Origin of the sequence: Nakamurella leprariae, assembly GCF_016918035.1 — a bacterium.
Classification (GTDB): domain Bacteria; phylum Actinomycetota; class Actinomycetes; order Mycobacteriales; family Nakamurellaceae; genus Nakamurella; species Nakamurella leprariae.
The window spans coordinates 132,191-152,198 of record NZ_JAERWK010000015.1; the positions used below are offsets into that span (position 1 = coordinate 132,191).

Here is a 20,008-nt window from a genome sequence, read left to right on the forward strand (position 1 = left end):
CAACCGTCAGCACCCGTCGACACCGGGCGGGCAGCGGTGGTCAGATCACCGTCCGGGGTCCGGTAGTCTCTTCGGCGGTAGCGTGTCCGAGCGGCCTAAGGAGCACGCCTCGAAAGCGTGTGAGGGGGCAACTCCTCCGTGGGTTCAAATCCCACCGCTACCGCCACGCACCAGCACGAACGCCGGGACGTCCCCTCAAGGGGCCCCCGGCGTTCGTCGTCTCAGGCTCAGTCGTAGGCCCGTTCGGGTGGTCTGTCGCGCCTACGGGGTGCGTCATCGGCGTGTTGCACTTCGGTAGCCGTGTCGAGCACTAGCGTCAAGGAGCAACGACCACAGAGCGACGCTAGTGCTCGACACGGCTCCCGAGACGACGAAGAGGCGCCCCCCCCGTGGGGGGCGCCTCTTGTTCGACCGTCTCCGGGGGGAGGCCGTAGCCAACAAGACCCGGAGCGAGTGATAGGGACTGTACGTGGGACTGAGAGCGAGCGCAACGGACGTCGGGGAGGTGCGTCGTTCGCTGTCACCTGCCCGCATGTGCACGTACGACAGGGCAGCCGGCTCCAAGGGGCCAGCGGTCGCACTCGAACTGTACGAGTGGAATGCCCGCGTCTCCGCTGCGCTCCTCGTTCCACTGCATGTCTGCGAAGTGGTGCTACGGAATGCGATCTCGGCGGCGATTGAGCAGCAGTACGGTCACCGATGGCCATGGTCGGACGGCTTCCATCGGTCGCTGCCATCTCCCCGGACGTCGTACAAGCCTGGTGTAGACCTCGTGCGAGCCCGTGACGGCATGCCTACAACTGGGAAGGTCATCCCCGAGCTCAAGTTTGTGTTCTGGCAGAGCATGATGACCAGCCGTCACGACAAGCGGATATGGAATCGGGAGCTCCGAGCGGTCTTCCCGAACGTGGACCCGAACCAGGCGATTGCCGCCATCCGATCAGGAATGTACGGCGACCTGGAGACACTGCGCCTACTGCGCAACCGGATCGCCCATCACGAACCAGTTTTCACCCGGAACCTAACCGTTGACCTCGAGACCATCGTTCGGCTGATCGGGTCGGTCTCCATTCCAACTGCAGACTGGTTGAACCGGTTCGACGCGGCCCGGGGTGTCATCGCCAGCAAACCGTAGCCGTTCGCTACTCGGCTCGAGACCAGATCAGCCCGCCGACCCGTCCAGCGATGTCCTGCTGGATGTGCGCCGTCACGTGCTGGTACCTCGCTGCCATCGCGCTGTGCGACCACCCCATGATCCCCATGACCGCCCGCTCGGGCACGCCGAGGATCAGTAGCACCGTCGCGGCGGTGTGCCGCGCGTCGTGCAAGCGAGCGTCGCGGACGCCGGCGGCGGCCAGGAGGCGCTTCCACTCGGTGTAGTCGGTGCGTGAGTTGATCGGGGCGCCGGTGGGGGTGGCGCCGAGCCAGTCGCCGTCCGTCCAGAGCTGGGCGGCGACCTCCCGCTCCCGGTCCTGCGCCTCGCGGTGCTGTCGCAGCAGCGCTACCAGCTGGTCCGGCAGGCCGACGGAGCGGCGGCCGGCGCGAGACTTCGTCTCCGCCGTCTCGGTACACTCAGCCACCCGCTGCGGGCACTGGCCGCCGTACCGACGGCCGCAGGTCCCGCCGCAGCCGTACTGCCACCGCGGCCGCAGCCGGGCGCGACGGACGACGAGCGTCCCAGCCTCCAGGTCGACGTCCGACCACTTCAATCCCAGCGCCTCGCCCTGGCGCAGCCCGAGGGCCAAAGCCACGGCCCAGCGGGCGCCGTTGCGCGTAATCAACGCCGTCTTGAGCAGCAGCTGCACCTCGTCAACGGTGAACGGCTCGATCTCGTGGTCGACCAGTCGCGGCGCCTTCGCCAGCGTGGCGGGGTTCCGGCTGAGGTGTCCCCGCCGGACCGCCTCGTTGAGCGCCGTCTGGTGCGCCTGGTGAGCCGTCGCGGCCGACTTGCCATCGCGCATCATCCGCACGTACAGCCGCTCCAGGTGCTCGGGTTGCAGCCGTTCCAGGCGGTGCTTGCCCAGGCCGGGGATGAGGTGGACTTCACGGCGACGCGGTAGCCGGCGATGGTGTTCTCCCGGACGAAGGGAGCGGCGATGTTCTCCACCCAGTGCGTCAGCCAGCTCTCGACCGTCCACGAGCTGCCGGCGCGTCGCACTGAGCCCTCGTCGCGTTGCCTTCCCGCTCGCGCACCTTCTTGGTGACGACCGCTTGCGACTTGCTCATCACGTGGCGGCGGTCGGTGCGTCCGTCGTCCTTTGACCCCGACGGTCACCCGGCCGTGCCAATAGCCGTCCGCACCGCGGTAGATGCTGGAGGCTCCGTTCGGTTTGCGGCCCATCGATCAGTCCGGGGTCGCGACGAGGCCGGTCCGGCGCAGTCGGGCGACGAAGTCGGTGAGGGCTTCGGTCGGGACGCGGCGGAGCCGACCGATCTGCACCGAGTCCACCTCACCGGAGGTCATCAGCGAATACATCAGCGTGCGACCGATGCCCAGGCGTTCGGCTGCCTCCTCGATCGTCAGCACTATGCGCGGCGCGGCACATCAGTCATCGCGGGTTCCTCCTGGTCGTGGTCCGAGTCGGGTGGGTCGTGGGGCTGTCGGCCGGCCCGGCGGGTGCCGAGTGTTCGGGTGCCTCGCCGCGCGTCAAGGGCGCTGGCGCGTCGCTTCGCGATGCCCTGACGGGCACCCGTGACCCGCGGCGAGCTACCCGAGAAGGCGCTGGAGCCGGGCCGGCCGACTGGAGTGGCACGGCGAAGAGGGCGAGCTGGCGGTGGTCGCGACGCTCGGTCATCCGGGCGACGCCTCCCGCGCGAGCTGCTGCGCAGCCAGGTGGTCGGCGTACGCGTGCGCAGCCAGCACGGCGTCACCCGCGGTGGCGTAGCCGAGGCCGAGGAACCGCCAGTCACCGACGACCTCCGTGGGCTGGTCGAGGTCGGTGGACGTCGAGTGGTCATGGCGCGCGGCCTGATGATCGCGACGTGCCTGCCGCAGCGCACTGAGGACCACCGATGCCGTGCCGATCGACCCCACGCCGGCCTTTTCGCTCGACGCGACGTTGGAGCAGACGAGCTTCGGCATGGACCAAGCGCTCGACGCGCTCAGGACGCAGGTCGAGCTGGTCCGCCGCCTCGACGGGTCGTTGCGAGCGCCGGCAGCCTTGCAACAGGCTCGGACGCTGCTGGGGGATGCCTCGGACCGGCTGATGTTCAGCCTGAGGGCGGAAGAACGCCGGCGAGCTGCCGTGTGGTCGCTGACCTGGCCTCGCTGGTCGGCTGGCAGTCACTCGACGCCGGGGACGTGCGGTCGGCCTGGCGGACGTTCGAACAGGCGAAGTCGGCAGCACGGGAGGCCGACGACGCGGCGTTGCTGGCCCACGCGATGGGGGAGCAGTCGTTCGCGCTGCTGGACGTGAAGCGGCCCAGCGACGCGGCCGCCCTGATCGCCGACGCTCGGAGCCGGGGCGGACTCCCACCGCGGCTGACCGCTTGGCTGTACGCGGCCGAAGCGGAGGTCCACGCGGCAGCAGGCAACGGCACGGCCGCCCGGTCGTCCCTGCGGATGGCGGAGCAGACGCTGCCCGCAGCCGGCGACGAGGCGACGACGCCGTACCTGCGGCTCGACGATGCCAACCTGGCCCGGTGGCGGGGCCACGTGCTGACTCAACTGCGTGACTCGGCCGCCGGCCCCGAGCTGCACGGCTCGCTGTCGTCAGTGTGGGGCAAGTACGGACGGGCCGAAGCCGGCGCTCTCGTCAACCTCGCCGGGGTGGCGTTGCAGCGTGGCGACCACGAGGCCGGCAGCCACCACGTCCGCGAGGCGGAGCGGGTGAGTACCCGATCGGGCTCGGAACGGCAGAAGCGACGCCTGGCCGGGCTGCGGACGGCGGCTTAGCGGACGGGATGATCGACGAGGTACCGCGGGAGGCCAGTGATCGATCCCCCGCCGAGGATCTCGCCGCGGTCGATCATCGCCGGGACGTCGACCAGCGGCACCCAGCCGACGATCCCCGCCTCAGCCGCGTCGGTGGGGTGGCCGACCCGCTCCACCTGGTCGAACACCCACACCTCGTGTGGCGTGTCCACCATTCCGACCATGGGCTGCCACTCGAGCAGCTTGCGCCCCGGGTCGGTCGGCCGGTAGCCGGTCTCCTCTTCCGCTTCCCGAGCCGCGGTTGCTTCCGGCGCCTCGCCGGGGTCGACGATGCGGCCTGGCAGCCCCCATCCGACCTGGTCGGTGACGAAGCGGTGGCGGCGCAGTATCAGCGCTTCAGTGCCGTCGTTGCGCAGGGCGAGGACCATGACCACCCGCTGGAGCCGCACCACGTGGTGCTCGAACCGGTGCCCATCCGGCGGCTCGACGTCCACCCGGACCAGCCGGACCCACGGGTTGTCGTATAGCGTCCGCTCACCGTAGACGCGCCAACGGCGAGGGTCTTCGTCACTGGCGGCGCTCACGGAGCGACAGTAGCGGAGCGCTGGGAGGCCGGTTCGTGAGGACTTTCTCTACTCGTTCAAGGTGGCTCCGATGACAGTTGGTGAGTCGGTCGGCCACTCAGACGGCGCCTATCCGAAAGTCGACTCGGCCCCGTCAGTTGCCGATCAGCATGAGTACGATAGTGCTTCACTCGAGTGGTTTTTCAACAGGGTGCATGCGCTCGCCCGCGAGATGAATCCACTACTCGGTCAGCTCGCCGTCCAGACCTTCGAAAGGATGCCCGAGATGGTAACTCAGCTGGAGGGAGGGGAGGAGCTCGTTAACGTATCGAGTTCTGTAGGCGCCGACATGGTGATCTCAGTGCACGAACTGATTGATGGCGACTTGGACCAAGTACACGCGCGCGTATACGAGTTCGCCGAGCGCTACGAAGAGCAGCTAATGAAGGCATTCATTGCAACGGTCGGAGATGCGGCCGAGCGCGCGGGCAATGTAGTCGAAGCTAGCCAGCCCGGCTTGGCGGGCCTGATCGATGCAATAGAAAAGACGGAGCTCAATTTCGATGAGGACGGTCGGTTAACAACCCAACTATTGTTGCACCCGGACACCGCGGAAAAGCTGCGCCAGCAGGAGTCCGAGTCGCCAGAGCTAGCTCGCCGGATGAACGAGTTGATAGACAGAAAGCGGGTAGAGTACTTTGCTTCGAGACGTGCTCGGCGCCTTCCTCGACACCGCAACTGAACGCGAGTTCGACGCGCCGCTGATGGCACTCCTCGCAACCCGAGGCTTTACCGACATTCACTTCCTTCATGGTCAGTTCGAATTCGGCAAAGACTTCGTGGCTAAGGGATACAAGGAGCCCTACGGGGACGTCGGCCACGGCAATCGCGGCGACTGGCTTCCTCACCAGTTCTCGTTGCAAAGCAAAGCGGGCGATATCGGATTAGGTGCTTGGCAAGCGGTGCGACTTCAATTGGACTCGGCTCGACTCACTTCTTTGGCGCATCCTGGCTTCGACGCTAATCTTCCGCGAACTGGAGTATTGATCACTACCGGTCGACTCAAGGGCGGTGCGCCAGTCGAAGCGCAGAATTTCCGTGAACAGGAAAGAGCTGCCGGTCGACCAGACGTCGAGGTTTGGGATAGGGAGACCCTGCTCGACTGGCTGATCGATGCACCAGAGGCGGCGCTCGCCGGCGCGCGCGAGGGCCAACTTCTGACGGTGATCGGCGCTATAGACGGCCGGCAGGTGAGTGTTCGCGACTTGGAGCGGTATTCTCGGTCGTGGCTGCCTCCAATTGCCGGGTCGCTAGAAGCGGCGACAGCGCCGACGGAAGAGCGACGACTAGGCGAGTCTCGGGCGCTCGTTGAAGCTGCCGTCTTGGCGAACAGACTGCGAACCTCAGGGCGACTGGACTTGGCGGCATACATTGCGCTCGACTTGCTGCGCGCGAGTTGGGTATACGCGATCAATGACGGTCAGTCACCCTCCACTCCCTCCGCCCATGCACGCGCTGCCCTCCGAATGTTCACTAGCTTGTCGAGCGAGCTGTTGTCGTCAATCGAGCCTGCTCTAACGAACCCCGCGAATCTTCTTTCCGCAATTCACATGAGTCCGTTATCTCCGTCTTCCTACGCTGTCGCGTGCTCGCGATTCATCGAGTTGATTGGCCTCGTCGCCCTCTTGTCGGACGTCGACGATCAATTTGACGCCGAGCTAGTGCGCCGAGCCCAGCTGGCGATCAAACAACTGATATCTTTCCAACCGGGCACTAGTCATCCAGTCTCCGACGGCTTCGCCGTGTCATTGCTCGCGCCGACGCTGGCGCTGGCGCGAATCGAAAAGTCCGAAGCAATCGGTTTCATCGAAAGAGTCGCGGTATGGCTGTGTGATCGGTACGATGCAAGGATGGCGGGAATCGGTCTTAGCCCTGCCAATGAAGCGCCTATCGATGAAATAACCCACTTGCTGGGCGGGCCCTACTCTGATGGGCCCCAGAAGCGATCCGGGAGTTACATTGCCAGTGTGTTACTGGATCTCTGTGTGACTATTAACCCCAGAGGTGCGACGTTCGCAGATCTCCTCAATGACTTCTCTGCCGTCGGCATTGCGCCGGAATTTCGTCGGGCGGATGAGCGACTTAGCCATTGGCGACCAGACGGCGCGGGTGTTCGCTTCTACAGCAATATGGTGTACACCGGTTCGGTGTCGGAAGGAGAAGCGGTGGCGGTACATCACGGTGACATCGCACCAATCCCGGCCTGGCACGCGTTGGCCATGGCGAGTGTCGTCCGTGATCGACATTACTTCTCAGTGTTGCATAGTTTGCTCTGACGATCACTGGGGCACGAGGTGAGTCCCGACTCCCGGGATCGCTTCCCAAGCGGGCCCGAGCGGACGTATCGACCGTCTCAACTTCAGTCTCGATCGCGAGCGTCCACGTGGTTGCGTTGGCTTGCTCTAGGGCGGTCGGCGCCCGCCGTTGACGCATCTCAGACTCCACTGCACGGTCAAGCCGCAGACCTCGAAAGCGTGTGAGGGGCGACTCCTCCGTGCGTTCAACTCCCACCGCTACCGCCACGCACCAGCGCAACGCCGGGCGCCTCTCATGAGAGACGCCCGGCGTTCGGTGTCAGCGGCCCGTTCGCCCGCGACGGCGGCCCGCGGGCACCGTCAGGCAGGGTGGGCAGGGCTGGGAGAGATCGCGGTGAGGCGGGCCGACGCTGCCGGCACCTGGATCACCAAGGGCGCTGATCGCCGCGCCGGGTCAGGTCAGCTCATCGCGTGCGCAGCCCGGCTTGGATCATGAGCGGCAGCACCTCGTCGCCGAAGTACTTCATCTCCTCGTTGTAGTCGATCATGCCCATGATCATGCCGCCCATGCCCGCATCGTGGAGCTGCCGCAGCCCGTCCACGACCTGCTCGGGCGTGCCCACCAGGGGGTAGCCGCCCCAACCGGCGATGAACCGTTCGGACATCTCGCGGGCGTGGTCGAAGGACTGGCTGGCGCCGGACAGCGCGATCTTGATGACGTTGCCGGCGGCTCCCCAGTCGCCCTGGTCGACCACGTTCTGGAAGTCCCGCTTCGCCTCCTCCTCGGTGTCCCGGCAGACCACGAGTCCGTAGGTCATCACGTTGATGTCCCGCTGGTACTGGTCGCGTGCCGTGTTCCGCACCATCGACGTGTAGGCGGCGATGTTCTCGATCGTGTCCAGCGAGGCGAAGTTGATGTCGACGTTCCGCGCTGAGAAGTCGACGCCCGACTTGGAGTTCCCGGCGTTGATGAGCGCGGGCCGTGGATCCTGGTAGGGCTTGGGGTAGGCCTCGACGTCGCGGCCGGAGAAGAACTCGTCGTCGACGTCGAACGAGCCCTCCTCGGTCCACAGCCGGTTGACGTAGTCGATCCACGCCTGCCCGAAGGCGTACCGCTGGTCGTGCTCGCGCTGCTCACCCCCGAACATCTCCATCTCCGGCGGCACCCAGCCCATGACCAGGTTCAGGCCGAACCGTCCGTGCGAGATCCGATCGATCGTGGTCGCCTGCTTGGCAGCGACGATCGGGTGCACCGTCGGCAGGTGCGAAGTGGCGCAGACGGCGATGTTCTCGGTGGCCTGGGAGATCCCGGCCGCCCAGGTGTAGGTCTCGAAGCAGTTGCCGTTGAAGTTCGTCGAACCGCCGAACCCCTTCCAGCGGGCGACGGGGACGAGCGCCTCGAACCCGAGCGCGTCGGCGCGTTGCGCGATGGCCAGCGTGTGCTCCCACGTCGCCTCGTACGTCGTCTCGGCGTGCGACATGATCAGCCCGTACGAACAGTTCGTCCCGAACAGCCCGAGTTTCATCGGCTGGTCGTTGAACAGCGGATTGGTGCGGCGACGGTCTTCCACGGGGTGCGTCTCCGTGGTGGGTCGAGGATCGGTGGGGGCGAGTCCGAGTCGCTCGTTGGCGGTGGTCACGGCTGTCTCCTTCGTGCCGCCGGGCTCTCGCCGGCGCGCGGGTCGTCAAGGACGCAGGTCGGGCCGGCCTCGGGCGAGCCGGCCAAGCTGGTGCAGTGGTCCGGAGGTGCAGCAGAGCGGCAGTCGGTGCGACCGCGGATCAGCCGAGCTGGAAGGGATCGCGGGTCCCACCGGTGAGTTCGACGAATACCGACTTGTTCTCGGTGTACTCGTCGAGAGCCTGGATGCCGTTCTCCCGTCCGATGCCGCTGGCGCCGAAGCCGCCGAACGGCATGTTGGGGGCGATGACCCGGTAGGCGTTGATCCAGATGGTGCCGGCTCGCAGCTTCGCGGCGACCCGGTGCGCCCGGTGCACGTCCTTGGTCCACACCGCGCCGGCCAGGCCGTAGGGCGTGTCGTTGGCCAGCCGGAGCGCCTCGTCCTCGTCGGTGAAGGTGTAGGCGGCCAGCACCGGCCCGAACACCTCCTCCTTGACGATGGTGTTCTCGGGACCGACACCGGTCACCACGGTGGGCTTGACGAACAGACCGCCCAGTTCACCGGCCGGCTCCCCGCCGCAGGCGAAGGTCGCGCCCTCGGCCCGCGCCCCGTCCAGGTAGGACAGCACCTTGTGGAACTGGGGCTCGTTGGCCACCGGTCCCATCTCGGTGTCGGCCTGCGTGGGGTCGCCGAGCTTGATGGCGTTCGCCCGGGCGGCCACCTTCTCCACCAGCGCGTCGTGCACGTCGGCGTGCACGATGAGGCGGGAACCGGCCATGCAGGTCTGCCCGGTGGCGGCGAACACCCCGGCGACCAGTCCGTTGGCCGCGGCGTCCAGATCGGCGTCCGGGAAGACGATCTGCGGGCTCTTGCCGCCGAGTTCCAGGGTGACCCGGTTGAGGTTGGCCCCGGCTGCCTGCGCCACCCGGGCACCGGTCGCCGACGACCCGGTGAACGCGACCTTGTCGATGCCGCGGTGCCCGGCCAGCGACTCACCCGTGGAGCGGTCCAGACCGGTGACCACGTTGAACACGCCGTCGGGCAGACCGGCTTCGTGCAGCACCTCGGCGAAGGCGACGGTGGAGGCCGGTGAGTGCTCCGACGGTTTGACCACGCAGGTGTTGCCCGCGGCCAGCAACGGAGCGAGCTTGAAGGTGAGCAGCAGCAGCGGTGAGTTCCAAGGCGTGATGCAGCCGATGACGCCGACCGGCTCACGCGTGGTGTAGCAGAAGTAGTTCGGGTTGACCGGAGGGACGGTCCGTCCCTCGATCTTGTCGGCCAGACCCGCGAAGTACCAGTAGTACTGCGGCAGACCCTTGAGCTGACCGAGCATCTCGCGGAGCAGCTTGCCGGAGTCGTTGACCTCCAGCAGGGCCAGTCGTTCCGCGTTGGCCAGGATGGCGTCTCCGCACCGCCGCAGCACGGCGGCCCGGGCGAAGCCGGTCATCGCGCCCCACTCGCCCTCGAAGGCGCGCCGGGCGGCTGTCACGGCGAGGTCGACGTCATCGGGACTGCCGTCGGCCAACTCGGCCCACGGCCGTCCCAGATACGGGTTGAGCGAGGTGAAGGTGCGGCCCGAGCTGGCCGGGACCGACCGGCCGTCGATGAACAGGCCGAACCGTTCGAGGTCAGCGTCGGTCCCGGCCTGCCGGGCACTGGTGGTGGTCGTCATCGGCCGACTCCTTCGTCGTCTGAGATGTTCGCCAGAATGCTTGCGACTGCTCCGATCTGGGGTCTCAGTCGGACCGCTCCGTCGCTGCGTCACACGCTAGGGAGTTCGCTGATGGCGGGCCATCCCCGGAGCGCGGACCCGTGACCGGGCAGCGCCGACTCGCGGTGCGCAGCCCGGTCAGTGGCGCAGCGTGGCGCTCGGCAGCTCTCCGAAGCGCTCGCGGTACTGCTGCGCGAAGCGGCTCTGGTGCAGGAAGCCCCAGCGGGAGGCGATGTCGACGACACGCACCTCCATCGGATCGCTGCGCAGCAGCTCGGCCCGGACGTGGTCCAGGCGTAGTCGCCGCAAGTAGCTCATGCAGCTCTCGCCGAAAGTCTGCTGGAAGGAGGCGTGCAGGGTCCGCACGCTCATGCAGCCGACGCGCGCGAGCTCCGTCGGCGTGAGCGCCTCGTCGGCGTTGGCTTCCATGTACTCGATGACGGGGGCCAACCGGCCGTGCCGAGCCGGCGCGACCGGGGCGGCGAGCGCGTCGGTGAACTGGTGCCGCCCTGCGTGCAGGAGCTGGGTCATGACGAACGCCTCCAGCTGCTCGCGGGCCAGTGGCATGTCGGCCAGACCGCCGGGCCGGTCGAGCTCGCTGGCCAGGAACCGCACCGCGCTGAGCAGGGTCTGGCCGGTGGGCGAGCGCAGGTCGAGGCCGAACTCGAAGTCGATGACCTGCGCCACCGAGCGGCCCAGCAGGTCGCCGAGGTGCTGCTCCAGGCTGGTCCGCGGGATCTTGAGGATCAGCTGTTCAGCGTCGTGACTCCATCGAACCGTGTTGCGCTGCAGCGGGTTCAGCACCACCCCGCTCCGTCCCGCTGCGGTGGCGGCACGGGTGCCGTCGGTCCGGGATGCCTCCGTGCTGCCGGCCACGGTCAGATTCACGTGATAGCAGTCGACGGTCGGCGGCATCACCAGCTGCGTGGGCGCCTGGTAGGTCAGGAAGCCGAGGGTGAAGCGGTGGTCGTTCACCGCGTTCAAGGTCATGTCGATGCGGTCGTCCGCCGCCGTCAGCTCGTGCTCGAGGTAGATCCGGGTGACGGCGTCGCGGGCTTCCTCGAGATCGGCGGTGCCCAACACCGGGAAGTGGGCGAGCCACACCTGTGGCCCGACATCAGTGCCGGTCCATGGCGCCACCTCGGGCCTCGGCTCCGTGCTGATGGGCACCTGACGCCTCCTGGGTACCTCGTGGAGGGCGACGGTGCCCTCGGAGTCGGGTGCCGGTCCACGAGCGTGGCCGCCTGTGGCGCCGGACACAGTGCATGACGGTAGGCCCGCCGAGTGTCGCCGCCTAGCCTTCCAGCGCGGTCGGATGTCCGCCGAGTGCAGACGTCACGACCGCGGCCGACCTCGCGGGCGCGACCGGCCCCCCGCCCGCAGCAGATTGCTCGATCCGGGGTGACCGACGAGTTCCTCGGCCAGACCGGCCGCGGCCAGCGCCGCATCCAGGTCGATGCCGGTGTCGACGCCGCTGTCGCCCAGGAGCAGAGCGAGTTCCTCGGTGGCGATGTTGCCACTCGCCCCCGGCGCGAACGGACACCCACCCAACCCACCGGTCGAGGCGTCGAGGCTGGTGACGCCGGCCGTGACGGCCGCCCAGGCACACGCCAGGCCGGCGCCACGGGTGTTGTGGAAGTGGGCGCCGACGTCGACGGCGGGCACCGCGGCCCGGACGGCATCCAGCAGGTCGATCACCCGACCCGGAGTGGCCGTGCCGATGGTGTCGCCCAGACACAGCCGGTCGGCGCCCAGCTCGACGGCTCGCGCACAGAGCTCGGCCGTCCGGACGACCGGTGTCCGGCCGTCGAACGGGCAGTCCCAGGCGGTGGCCACGATGACCTCACAACGACCGCCGGCCTCGTGCGCTGCGGCCGCCACCTCGGCCACGGCGGCCAAGGCGTCGGCCGTGGGACGCCGCACGTTGGCCAGGCTGTGGCCGTCGGCGGCCGACACCACGTACTCGAGTTCGGTGAACCCGGCGGCGAGCGCCCGCCGGGCCCCCGCGAGGTTGGGCACCAGCGCCGACCAGGAGATGGGCGGACTGCCGGCGGCGCGCCCGGCATCGATCTCCTGGACGACCTCCGCGACCGCAGCAGCGTCGGCCATGGCCGGCACCGCCGTCGGGGAGACGAACGCAGTGGCCTCGATCCGCCGGACGCCCGTCCGGGCCAATGCCTGCAGGAGTTGCCGCTTGGCCGCCGTGGAGATCGGTGCCTCGATCTGCAACCCGTCCCGCGGCCCGACCTCGCGGATGTCCACCGCCGTCGGCACCGCCGGGCGCTGCTCGCCGGTCACACCACACCCTCCGCAGTGAGCTCTGCCAGTTCGGGTTCCGTCATGCCCAGCAGCTCGCCGTAGACCGGCTCGTTGTGACAGCCCGGCCGCGGCGGTCCCGCCCACCGGACGGCTCCCGGGGTCGCCGACAGGACCGGCACGACACCGGGTCCCAGGACGTCGATGTCGATCCGGTCGTCGTGGTGCGGTACCAGCATGCCCCGGGCCCGGAACTGCGGGTCGGCCACCACCTCGGCCACCGTGTTCACCCGACCGCACACCACGCCAGCAGCGTCCAACCGTGCCAGCAATGCATCGGCGTCCAGGGAGGCCGCCCAGCCGGCCACGACGACATCCAGCTCGTCCTGGTTGCGACCTCGGGCGACGTGGTCGGCGAAGCGCGCGTCGTCGGCCAGCTCGGGTTCGTCGAACGCCGCGCACAGCCGTCGGAACAACGAGTCCTGGTTGGCCGCGATGACGACCCAGCAGCCGTCGGCCGAGCGGTACAGGTTCGACGGGGCGACGCCCTCGAGCCGGGTGCCCGAGGGGCGTCGAACCACTCCGCCGAGGTCGTAGTCCGGCACCGTCGACTCGAGCACGGCCAGGCAGGACTCGGTGAGCGCGACGTCCACCACCTGACCACGACCGGTGCGACCGCGAGCGATCAGCGCAGCGAGGACGCCCTGGGCAGCGAACATCCCGCCCAGCGAATCGCCCAACGACACAGCCAGTCGCGGTGGGGCCTGGCCGGGGAAGCCGTTGATGTGACGCAGCCCGCTCACCGCCTCGGCCACGGAGGCGTACCCGGGCCGGCGGGCCGACGGACCCGTCTGCCCGTAGCCGGACACTCGGGCCAGCACGATGCCCGGATTGCGAGCGGCGAGCTGCTCGAAGCCCAGGTTCCACCGCTCCAGGGTTCCCGGTCGGAAGCTCTCGATCACGACGTCGGCCCGCTCGACCAGGCGCAGGAACACCTCCTGTCCGCGCGGCTGCCGCAGGTCCAGGGTGATGCAGCGCTTGTTCCGGGCATGCACCGTCCAGAACACGTGGTGCCCGTCGCGCTCAGCCTGTCCCCAGGTGCGCAGCGGGTCCGGACGGTCCGGTGCCTCGATCTTCACCACATCCGCGCCGAGGTCGCCGAGCAGGCGACCGGCGAACGGACCGGCGATGAGGGTCCCGATCTCGAGCACCCGGATGCCGTCGAGGGCTCCCGGTGTCGGCCGGGCGATCCTGGTGGATCCGGGTTCGAGGGTGGCGGAAGCCATGTCAGGGACGCTACGGGCGCCACAGGAGCTCCGGCTATCCGCACAGTGTCGTCGGTCATCCGTTCACGGAAACCCCTGCGCTCACCCACCTGCCGGCCGATGACGGTACCGGTACCGGTACCGGCGGGTCGGGTGCCGGATCGGTCCACCACGGCGAGCGGTGTGCCGTGGGTGAGCAGCCGCAGTGCTCCGTGTCGAGCGGCGAGTCGGCGACCAGCTCCGACAGCACGCCGGTCAGTCGCGGCGCAGCACCACCGTCGTCCAGTCCGCGTTGCCGCGGATGTCCAGCACCGGGCCACCCGGGGCGGTCGGCGGACCGGCCTTGTCCTTGACACCCGACAGGGAGCCGCCGGTGAAGCCGTCGGTCCGGGCGGCCATCGCATCGCCGAGCCGGATCTTGACGGTGGTCCACGACGCCTGGACGTCGATGACGCACCCGGTCAGAGGCACCAGCGCCTGCCGCAGGTCGAGATCGGCAGTGCCCATCGAACCGCTGATGATCAGCCGGGCCGGCAGCTGCCACTCGCCGCGTTTCTTGACGGTGGTCCAGGAGACGTCCATGGTCTCGGCCGGCCCGAGCGCCGCGCCCAGGGCGGTGTTCGGGACGGCTGGAGCGAAGAACGCTGCGCCGGCCGGCAGGTCGGCCAGCGCCGGCCGCAGGTCACCGCGCATCTTGGCCGCGTACACCGTGCGCGACCGCTCCTCGAACTCCCGCAGGTCCAGATATCCGCCGCCGACCGCGTCGTGCAGCATGGCGATGGCCATCTCGCGCTCGCGGTCGCCGATGCGGATCGCGTCCGGGTTGTCGGCGTGACTCATCCGCCGATCGTATCGAGGTGGACCCGCCCGTCCTCCGGGCCGTTGAACCCGGACCGCGCCGACCGCAGCGTCACCCGACGTGGAGCCCACGAGCTCCCCGCCCCGATCACCGCCGACTCGGCGGGGGGACGCATGCGCGGGTCCCGATCGCCGCCGAGATCATGGTCGCCGGGGTGGTGATCGCCGGCTGTTCAGGGGCGTCAACGGTGCGCCGACCGACATCGACCGGGCACGTCGTCATCACGCCGAAGTCCTGACCGGTCAGTTTCCCAGCGCCGGGTCTGGGGCGAACTGGGCCAGCGCGACCTGGCGGGCGGTCTCGACCTCCTGCGCCGAGGCGCCGCCCATGGCGGCAGCGTCGGCCCACAGCGCGACCGACTGGCGCGAGAACTGGATCATCTTGGGCGAGTTGATCGCCTGCACGGGGTCACCTTCGGCGCGCCCGTCGATGAAACGGGCCAGGCCGACCAGCGCCCCGTCCCACCCCGGTCCGACGTACAGGGCGCCGGCCGTGCTGCCGGCCACCGTGACTGGGACGGTGTGGTCCAGCACCAGCTCGGTCCGGTCGCCGGCGAGCTCGTGCATGGTCACCGTCACCACGCTGGATGCGTCGCCGAAGGTGACGCGGAACGTCCGCGGCGGATCGCACTGCTCGATGTCGCCGCCGGCGTTGCCCTGCAGGTCGAAATGGCCGCCCTCGCGGAAGTCGCCGGAGATCGGCATGAACCACCGGGAGATGAGGTCTGGGTCGGTGACGGCGTGCCAGAGGTCGTGCGTCTCCGCGGCGAACGGCCGGCGCAGGGTGACCCGCACCAGCTCGCCGGCGTCGCTCGACTCCCGGGACACGTGGCGGTGTACGTCGGCCAGTTCGACGATGTACTCGTTCACGTGCTTCCTCCGGGCGGTCGGAACGGCTGCCCGGGCCGGGGAACGACCGCACGCCGGGCGACGTGTCGTCGGCAACCTACCCAGCGTCCGGGTGAGATTCCCGTGTCCTGCCGTTCGGTGGCCGGGCGCGCCGGGTGAGTCGGAGGCCCGTGCTTGGGCACCCAGCAGGCCCGGCGACAATCCCTGACATGTCGACGACGCCCGAGCCACCCACGTCCCTCCCGGCCACCGAGGTCGCCCCGACCTGCATCTGCGTGCTCGGCGCCGGGATCATGGGTGCCGGCATCGCCGACGTCTTCGCCCGGGCCGGGCATGCCGTCACCGTCTTCGACGCCGACCGTGAGCGGGCGGAGGTGGTCGCCGAGCAGCTGCCCGGAGTCGCGGCGGCCGACAGCATCGAGGCGGCGGTGCGCGACGTCGAGGTGATCGTCGAGGCCGTCACCGAGAACCTCGCGATCAAGGAACCGCTGCTGCGGCAGATCGGCGAGCTCAACCCGACCGCGATCATCGCGTCGAACACGTCGACCTACCAGCCGTCCGAGTTGCAGCCCGGCGTGCCGAACCCGGGCCGGGTGCTGGTCGCCCACTTCTTCAACCCGGCCGAGGTGGTGCCCCTGGTCGAGGTGGTGCCGGCGCCCGACACCGACCCGGCGCTGGCCGATCGGGTCGTCGCGCTGCTGCGCCACGCCGGCAAGGTGGCGGTGCTGCTGCGACGCGAGTCGGTGGGCTTCGTGGCCAATCGGCTGCAGGCCGCGCTGGTCCGCGAGGCGCTGCACCTGGTCGACGAGGGCGTGGTCGGGGTGGCCGCGCTCGACGCCATCGTCACCAGCGGGATCGGCCCACGGTGGGCGCTGGCCGGTCCGATGGCCATCGCCGACATGGGCGGGTTGGACACCTGGGCGGCGGTGACCGCGCGCATCTTCCCGACCCTGGACGACGCCCAGCGGGCGCCGCGGCTGGACGCGTTGGTCGCGCAGGACAAGCTCGGCAGCAAGAACGGTGCGGGTCTGTACGACCCGGCGGACCACGACGTGGCCACCTACCAGCGGGAACTGCGCGAGCTGTTCGGGCGCTGACACGCCGCGAACCGCGGGCATCCGGAGCGGCCGGATGCCCGCGGCGCGGTCAGCGGATCAGCGGGTCGAGGGGCGCCTCCGGATCATCAGGAGGGCACCGCCGGCGAGCAGGAGCAGCGCCGCGAAGGTCAGATCGCCGACGCGGATGCCGGTGGCGGCCAGCGCGCCGGTCCCGGCCTGGTCGCTCGACGGCGCTGACATCGCTGCCGCGGGCATGGTCCCGGACGACGAGGTCGCGTCGAACGCCACGGCCACCGTCGATGCCGGCATCGTGCGCGGTCCGGTCAGGGCGACGCTCGCGCGGAACCCGTCATCGGCCGGGAGCACCCGGTCGGTGGCGATGCCGATGGTCATCCCCGGTGCCTCGTCGGTGGGCTGGGCAGGATCAGTCGGGTCGGTGGGAACGGTCGGATCAGTGGGAACGGTGGGATCAGTGGGAACGGTGGGATCAGTGGGAACGGTGGGATTGGTCGGGTCGGTGGGCTCGGTCGGCTCGGTGGGCTGAGTCGGGTCGGTGGGGTCGGTGGGCTGGGTCGGGTCGGTGGGCTGGGTCGGATCCGTGGGCTCCTGGGCCGCAGTCACGCAGCTGCCGCTGGCGTCGCCGAGCAGGCCGACGGAGATGCCGCAGACGTTGACGGGAAGGTCGATGACGCCCCCGGTGCCCGAGGTGCCGACCTCACAGTCGCTGGTGGTGTCGCCGAGGATGCCGGCGGTGATGCCGCAGACGGTGATGGGTGCGGTGATCAGGCCGCCGTCGGTGCTCGGGTCGGTGGTGCCGTCGGCGGTGGGGGAGCAGTCGCCGGTGGTGTCGCCGAGGACGCCGACGCCGATGCCGCAGACGTTCACCGGCACGGACACCAGCGCGTCAGCCGGTCCGGCGGGCGCGGCGCAGTCGGTGGCGCCGTCCGAGAGGACGTCGACGGAGATTCCACAGACGGTGACCGGCACGGAGATCAGCGCATCGGACGACGTCGGAGCTGTCGGAGCCGGCGGAGCGGTGTCCTGGTCCTGGTCGGCCAGGACGTCGACGTCGGTGTCGGTGATGGTGATGGGCAGGTCGATCAGACCGTCGGTGTCGCCCTGGTCGGCGGGAGCGGGGACCGGTGCGGCGTCGGGGCTCCCGTCGGTCAGCACGTCGATGTCGGTCCCGGTGACGGTGATCGGCGCGGACACCAGTGCGTCCGACGACGGCGTGCTCGGTGCCGCGGTGGCGGTGTCCGATCCCTGATCGGTGAGGACGTCGACGTCGGTGTCGGTCACCGTGACCGGCACGGACACCAGCGTGTCCGACCCCGTCGGTGTGGTCGGCGCCGGCGCGGTGGTGTCCTGGTCCTGGTCGGTCAGGACGTCGATGTCGGTGTCGGTGATGGTGATGGGCAGGTCGATCAGGCCGTCGGTGCTGCCCGGATCAGCGGATGCCGGAACCGGTGCGGCGTCGGCGTTCCCGTCGGTCAGCACGTCGATGTCGGTCCCGGTGACGGTGATCGGCGCGGACACCAGTGCGTCGGACGACGGCGTGCTCGGTGCCGGGGTGGCGGTGTCCTGGTCGGTCAGGACGTCCACGTCGGTGTCGTGGACAGTGATCGGGACGTCGATCAGTGCGCGATCAGCACCGTCGTCGGTGCCCCGGATTGACAGCACGTCGATGTCCGTGCCGGACACCTCGATCGGCAGCCGGACCAGGCTGTCGGCCTGGGAACCGGACGAGCCGGTGCCACCGTCCAGGACGGCGATGGTCGTGTCGCTGACGTCGATCGCGACGTCGACGAGTGGATGGTCGTCGGCGGCAGCGATGCCGGCGCCGATCAGGAACGTGCCGGCGCTGACGCCTGCGAGCAGCAGGCCGCGCGGAATCCAAGCGTGCATGGTGGGTGATCTCCCCTGAGCGAGCGTATGTGGGTGCGCTGCGCGGAACTCGGGCGCAGCATCCGTGGATCAGCGAGTGCTGACAGATGCGGACGGCACGCTGCGGCACCGGATCCGGGGTCCGAGGAACGGACCGCCGCGACCGGTGCGGAGGGAGGTCAGTCGGGCGAGACGCCGGGCTCGACGGCCGGGCTGAGCGGGGTGGTGGAGCTGGACGGCCGGCAGGTCGAGCCGCCGGTCGAGGTGGGGACGATCGACGACGGCAGCACCGCCGCGGTCGCCGAGCCGGAGGTGCCGCCGGACGGACCGCCGCTGGCGCCGGCTCCGCACCCCGCCGCCGGAACACCCGGCGTACCAACGGGAGCGGGAGTCGGGTCAGCGGCGACCACGGTGGTGAGCTGCCCGGTGGTGGGCTGGGTCACGGGCTGCCAGGACGGCGCGAGCGCGGCTGGGCCGGCGCGCGTCCACGTGGGCGGCATGACCGTGCTGACCGCCGGGCGGACCTCGGGGTCCACCACCGGGGTCGCCGAGTCGCCGTCGGGTGCCTGCTCGGTGACCACCACGGCGACACTCGGCTGGCCGACCGGGGCGTCGGCGGCGATCGGTGCCGCGGACGCCGTCGTGGTCGGGATCGCGGTCGTGGTCGGGATCGCGGTCGTGGTCGCGGTCGGGACCCCGATCAGGGCCGACGCGTCGACGACGGTCGGGAGCGCGGCATCGCGGCTCGGGACCACCGGGGCGGGCACATCGACCGGAGCAGTGACGGGATCGGTGACCGGGCGGACGATGTCGATCACCGGCTCGACCACGGGGCGGGCCGGCTCGACGACCGGGACGACGGCGTCGATCACCGGCTCGACCATGGGTCGCACCGTGTCGACGACGGGCGCAACGACGTCGGCGACGGTGTCGGTCACGGGAGCCGCGGTGTCCGTCACGGTCTCGATGATGGGCAGCACCGGAGCGGCGACCTCGGCGACGGTCTCCACCACCGGGGCGGCGACGTCGGTGACCGTGTCGACGACAGGAGTCGCGACATCGGTGACCGTGTCGACGACGGGTGCGGTGACGTCGGTGACCGTGTCGACGACGGGTTCGGCGACGTCGGTGACGGTGTCGACGACCGGAGCTGCTGTCTCGGCGACCGTGTCGACCACCGGCTCCGCGACCGTGTCCGCCACCGGCGCCACCGTGTCCGTCACCGTGTCGACGACCGGCGCGGTGACCGCGTGGAGCGGCCCGGTCCGGTCGGGCGCCGGGTGCTCCGGGGCGGGAGCCGGCCGGGCCACGTCGCGCACGGTGCCGCTCACCGTGTCGACGGTGTCACTGACCCCGCTCACCGCGCCGTCGGCGGTGTCCTCGACGGTGGCCACCAGACCCGAGACCGGGCCGGTGATCGGCGCTTCCGAGGCGGACGCGGCCGTGCCGGCCGCCCACATCCCGAAGCCGAACCCGGCGACCACCGCCGCGCGCAGGGCGACCCGACGCCACCGCGACGAGGAGGATCCGGCGGCGACGGCCATCGGGACTCCTCTCTCCGGGCGCCGGCATCGCTGCCGGGCCGGGACTCGTCCGGTCGGATCGCACCACGGTAGGACCGTTCGCGGGTGCGGAATGTCCGGTTCGCGAGAATTCGCCCGATCCGGGACTGCCTGGTCACCGATGGTCGCCGCGGCCGGTCGTGCGGGTACCTCGGAGTGGTGACACCGCCGGACACCCGCTCCGCAGCGCTGTC

Annotated in this window: 17 protein-coding genes, 1 tRNA gene and 1 pseudogene; 6 read left to right on the forward strand and 13 right to left on the reverse strand. The window is 69.7% G+C overall.

What is annotated here, in order from left to right; translation table 11 throughout:
- Window positions 1-76 precede the first annotated feature (76 nt).
- Window positions 77-166 (forward strand) — tRNA-Ser (locus JL106_RS11905).
- A 366-nt stretch (window positions 167-532) separates the two neighbouring features.
- Complete coding sequence (locus JL106_RS11910; RefSeq protein ID WP_205260940.1) at window positions 533-1,135, forward strand: hypothetical protein; 603 nt, start codon at window positions 533-535, stop codon at window positions 1,133-1,135.
- A 7-nt stretch (window positions 1,136-1,142) separates the two neighbouring features.
- Here JL106_RS11910 and JL106_RS11915 read toward each other — a convergent pair.
- The 3 genes and pseudogenes from JL106_RS11915 to JL106_RS11925 all read right to left on the reverse strand — a co-directional run bounded on the left by JL106_RS11915 (window position 1,143) and on the right by JL106_RS11925 (window position 3,082).
- Window positions 1,143-2,341, reverse strand: a pseudogene (locus JL106_RS11915) (tyrosine-type recombinase/integrase).
- A 3-nt stretch (window positions 2,342-2,344) separates the two neighbouring features.
- On the reverse strand, window positions 2,345-2,527 hold the full coding sequence (locus JL106_RS11920; protein ID WP_328842167.1) for a helix-turn-helix domain-containing protein: 183 nt from the start codon (window positions 2,525-2,527) through the stop codon (window positions 2,345-2,347).
- Window positions 2,528-2,791: 264 nt separating this feature from the next.
- Window positions 2,792-3,082, reverse strand: coding sequence for a hypothetical protein (locus JL106_RS11925; RefSeq protein ID WP_205260942.1), 291 nt, complete (start codon window positions 3,080-3,082; stop codon window positions 2,792-2,794).
- Window positions 3,083-3,247: 165 nt separating this feature from the next.
- On the opposite strand from JL106_RS11925, the gene JL106_RS11930 reads away from it, so the two are divergent.
- The gene (locus JL106_RS11930) at window positions 3,248-3,895 is read left to right on the forward strand and encodes a hypothetical protein (protein WP_205260943.1); all 648 of its coding nucleotides are present in this window, start codon (window positions 3,248-3,250) and stop codon (window positions 3,893-3,895) included.
- Here JL106_RS11930 and JL106_RS11935 read toward each other — a convergent pair.
- On the reverse strand, window positions 3,892-4,458 hold the full coding sequence (locus JL106_RS11935; protein ID WP_205260944.1) for an NUDIX domain-containing protein: 567 nt from the start codon (window positions 4,456-4,458) through the stop codon (window positions 3,892-3,894). The genes JL106_RS11930 and JL106_RS11935 overlap by 4 nt on opposite strands.
- 70 nt (window positions 4,459-4,528) lie before the next feature.
- On the opposite strand from JL106_RS11935, the gene JL106_RS11940 reads away from it, so the two are divergent.
- Complete coding sequence (locus tag JL106_RS11940; protein ID WP_205260945.1) at window positions 4,529-5,179, forward strand: hypothetical protein; 651 nt, start codon at window positions 4,529-4,531, stop codon at window positions 5,177-5,179.
- Window positions 5,148-6,773, forward strand: coding sequence for a hypothetical protein (locus tag JL106_RS11945; RefSeq protein ID WP_205260946.1), 1,626 nt, complete (start codon window positions 5,148-5,150; stop codon window positions 6,771-6,773). Before JL106_RS11940 ends, JL106_RS11945 begins: the two co-directional genes overlap by 32 nt.
- 443 nt (window positions 6,774-7,216) lie before the next feature.
- On the opposite strand, the gene JL106_RS11950 is transcribed toward JL106_RS11945, so the two are convergent.
- The 7 genes from JL106_RS11950 to JL106_RS11980 form a co-directional block, all read right to left on the reverse strand.
- The gene (locus JL106_RS11950; protein WP_205260947.1) at window positions 7,217-8,392 is read right to left on the reverse strand and encodes an LLM class flavin-dependent oxidoreductase; all 1,176 of its coding nucleotides are present in this window, start codon (window positions 8,390-8,392) and stop codon (window positions 7,217-7,219) included.
- Between the two features lie 139 nt (window positions 8,393-8,531).
- Complete coding sequence (locus JL106_RS11955; protein WP_205260948.1) at window positions 8,532-10,043, reverse strand: aldehyde dehydrogenase; 1,512 nt, start codon at window positions 10,041-10,043, stop codon at window positions 8,532-8,534.
- Between the two features lie 177 nt (window positions 10,044-10,220).
- A complete protein-coding gene (locus JL106_RS11960; RefSeq protein ID WP_205260949.1) occupies window positions 10,221-11,252 on the reverse strand; it encodes an AraC family transcriptional regulator in 1,032 nt (343 codons plus the stop codon).
- 165 nt (window positions 11,253-11,417) lie between these two features.
- The gene (locus JL106_RS11965) at window positions 11,418-12,380 is read right to left on the reverse strand and encodes a hydroxymethylglutaryl-CoA lyase (protein ID WP_328842171.1); all 963 of its coding nucleotides are present in this window, start codon (window positions 12,378-12,380) and stop codon (window positions 11,418-11,420) included.
- Window positions 12,377-13,624: a CaiB/BaiF CoA transferase family protein gene (locus JL106_RS11970; protein WP_205260950.1), complete on the reverse strand. Its 1,248-nt coding sequence runs from the start codon at window positions 13,622-13,624 to the stop codon at window positions 12,377-12,379. The genes JL106_RS11965 and JL106_RS11970 overlap by 4 nt, the downstream gene beginning before the upstream one ends.
- A 234-nt stretch (window positions 13,625-13,858) precedes the next feature.
- Window positions 13,859-14,443, reverse strand: coding sequence for a DUF1707 SHOCT-like domain-containing protein (locus JL106_RS11975; protein ID WP_205260951.1), 585 nt, complete (start codon window positions 14,441-14,443; stop codon window positions 13,859-13,861).
- A gap of 261 nt (window positions 14,444-14,704) precedes the next feature.
- A complete protein-coding gene (locus JL106_RS11980; RefSeq protein ID WP_205260952.1) occupies window positions 14,705-15,331 on the reverse strand; it encodes an SRPBCC domain-containing protein in 627 nt (208 codons plus the stop codon).
- A gap of 188 nt (window positions 15,332-15,519) precedes the next feature.
- Here JL106_RS11980 and JL106_RS11985 point away from each other — a divergent pair, with 188 nt between their 5' ends.
- Window positions 15,520-16,407, forward strand: coding sequence for a 3-hydroxyacyl-CoA dehydrogenase family protein (locus JL106_RS11985; protein ID WP_205260953.1), 888 nt, complete (start codon window positions 15,520-15,522; stop codon window positions 16,405-16,407).
- A gap of 57 nt (window positions 16,408-16,464) precedes the next feature.
- On the opposite strand, the gene JL106_RS11990 is transcribed toward JL106_RS11985, so the two are convergent.
- Complete coding sequence (locus JL106_RS11990) at window positions 16,465-18,273, reverse strand: hypothetical protein (RefSeq protein ID WP_205260954.1); 1,809 nt, start codon at window positions 18,271-18,273, stop codon at window positions 16,465-16,467.
- A 158-nt stretch (window positions 18,274-18,431) separates the two neighbouring features.
- Window positions 18,432-19,796, reverse strand: coding sequence for a hypothetical protein (locus tag JL106_RS11995; RefSeq protein WP_205260955.1), 1,365 nt, complete (start codon window positions 19,794-19,796; stop codon window positions 18,432-18,434).
- Window positions 19,797-20,008: the final 212 nt, after the last annotated feature.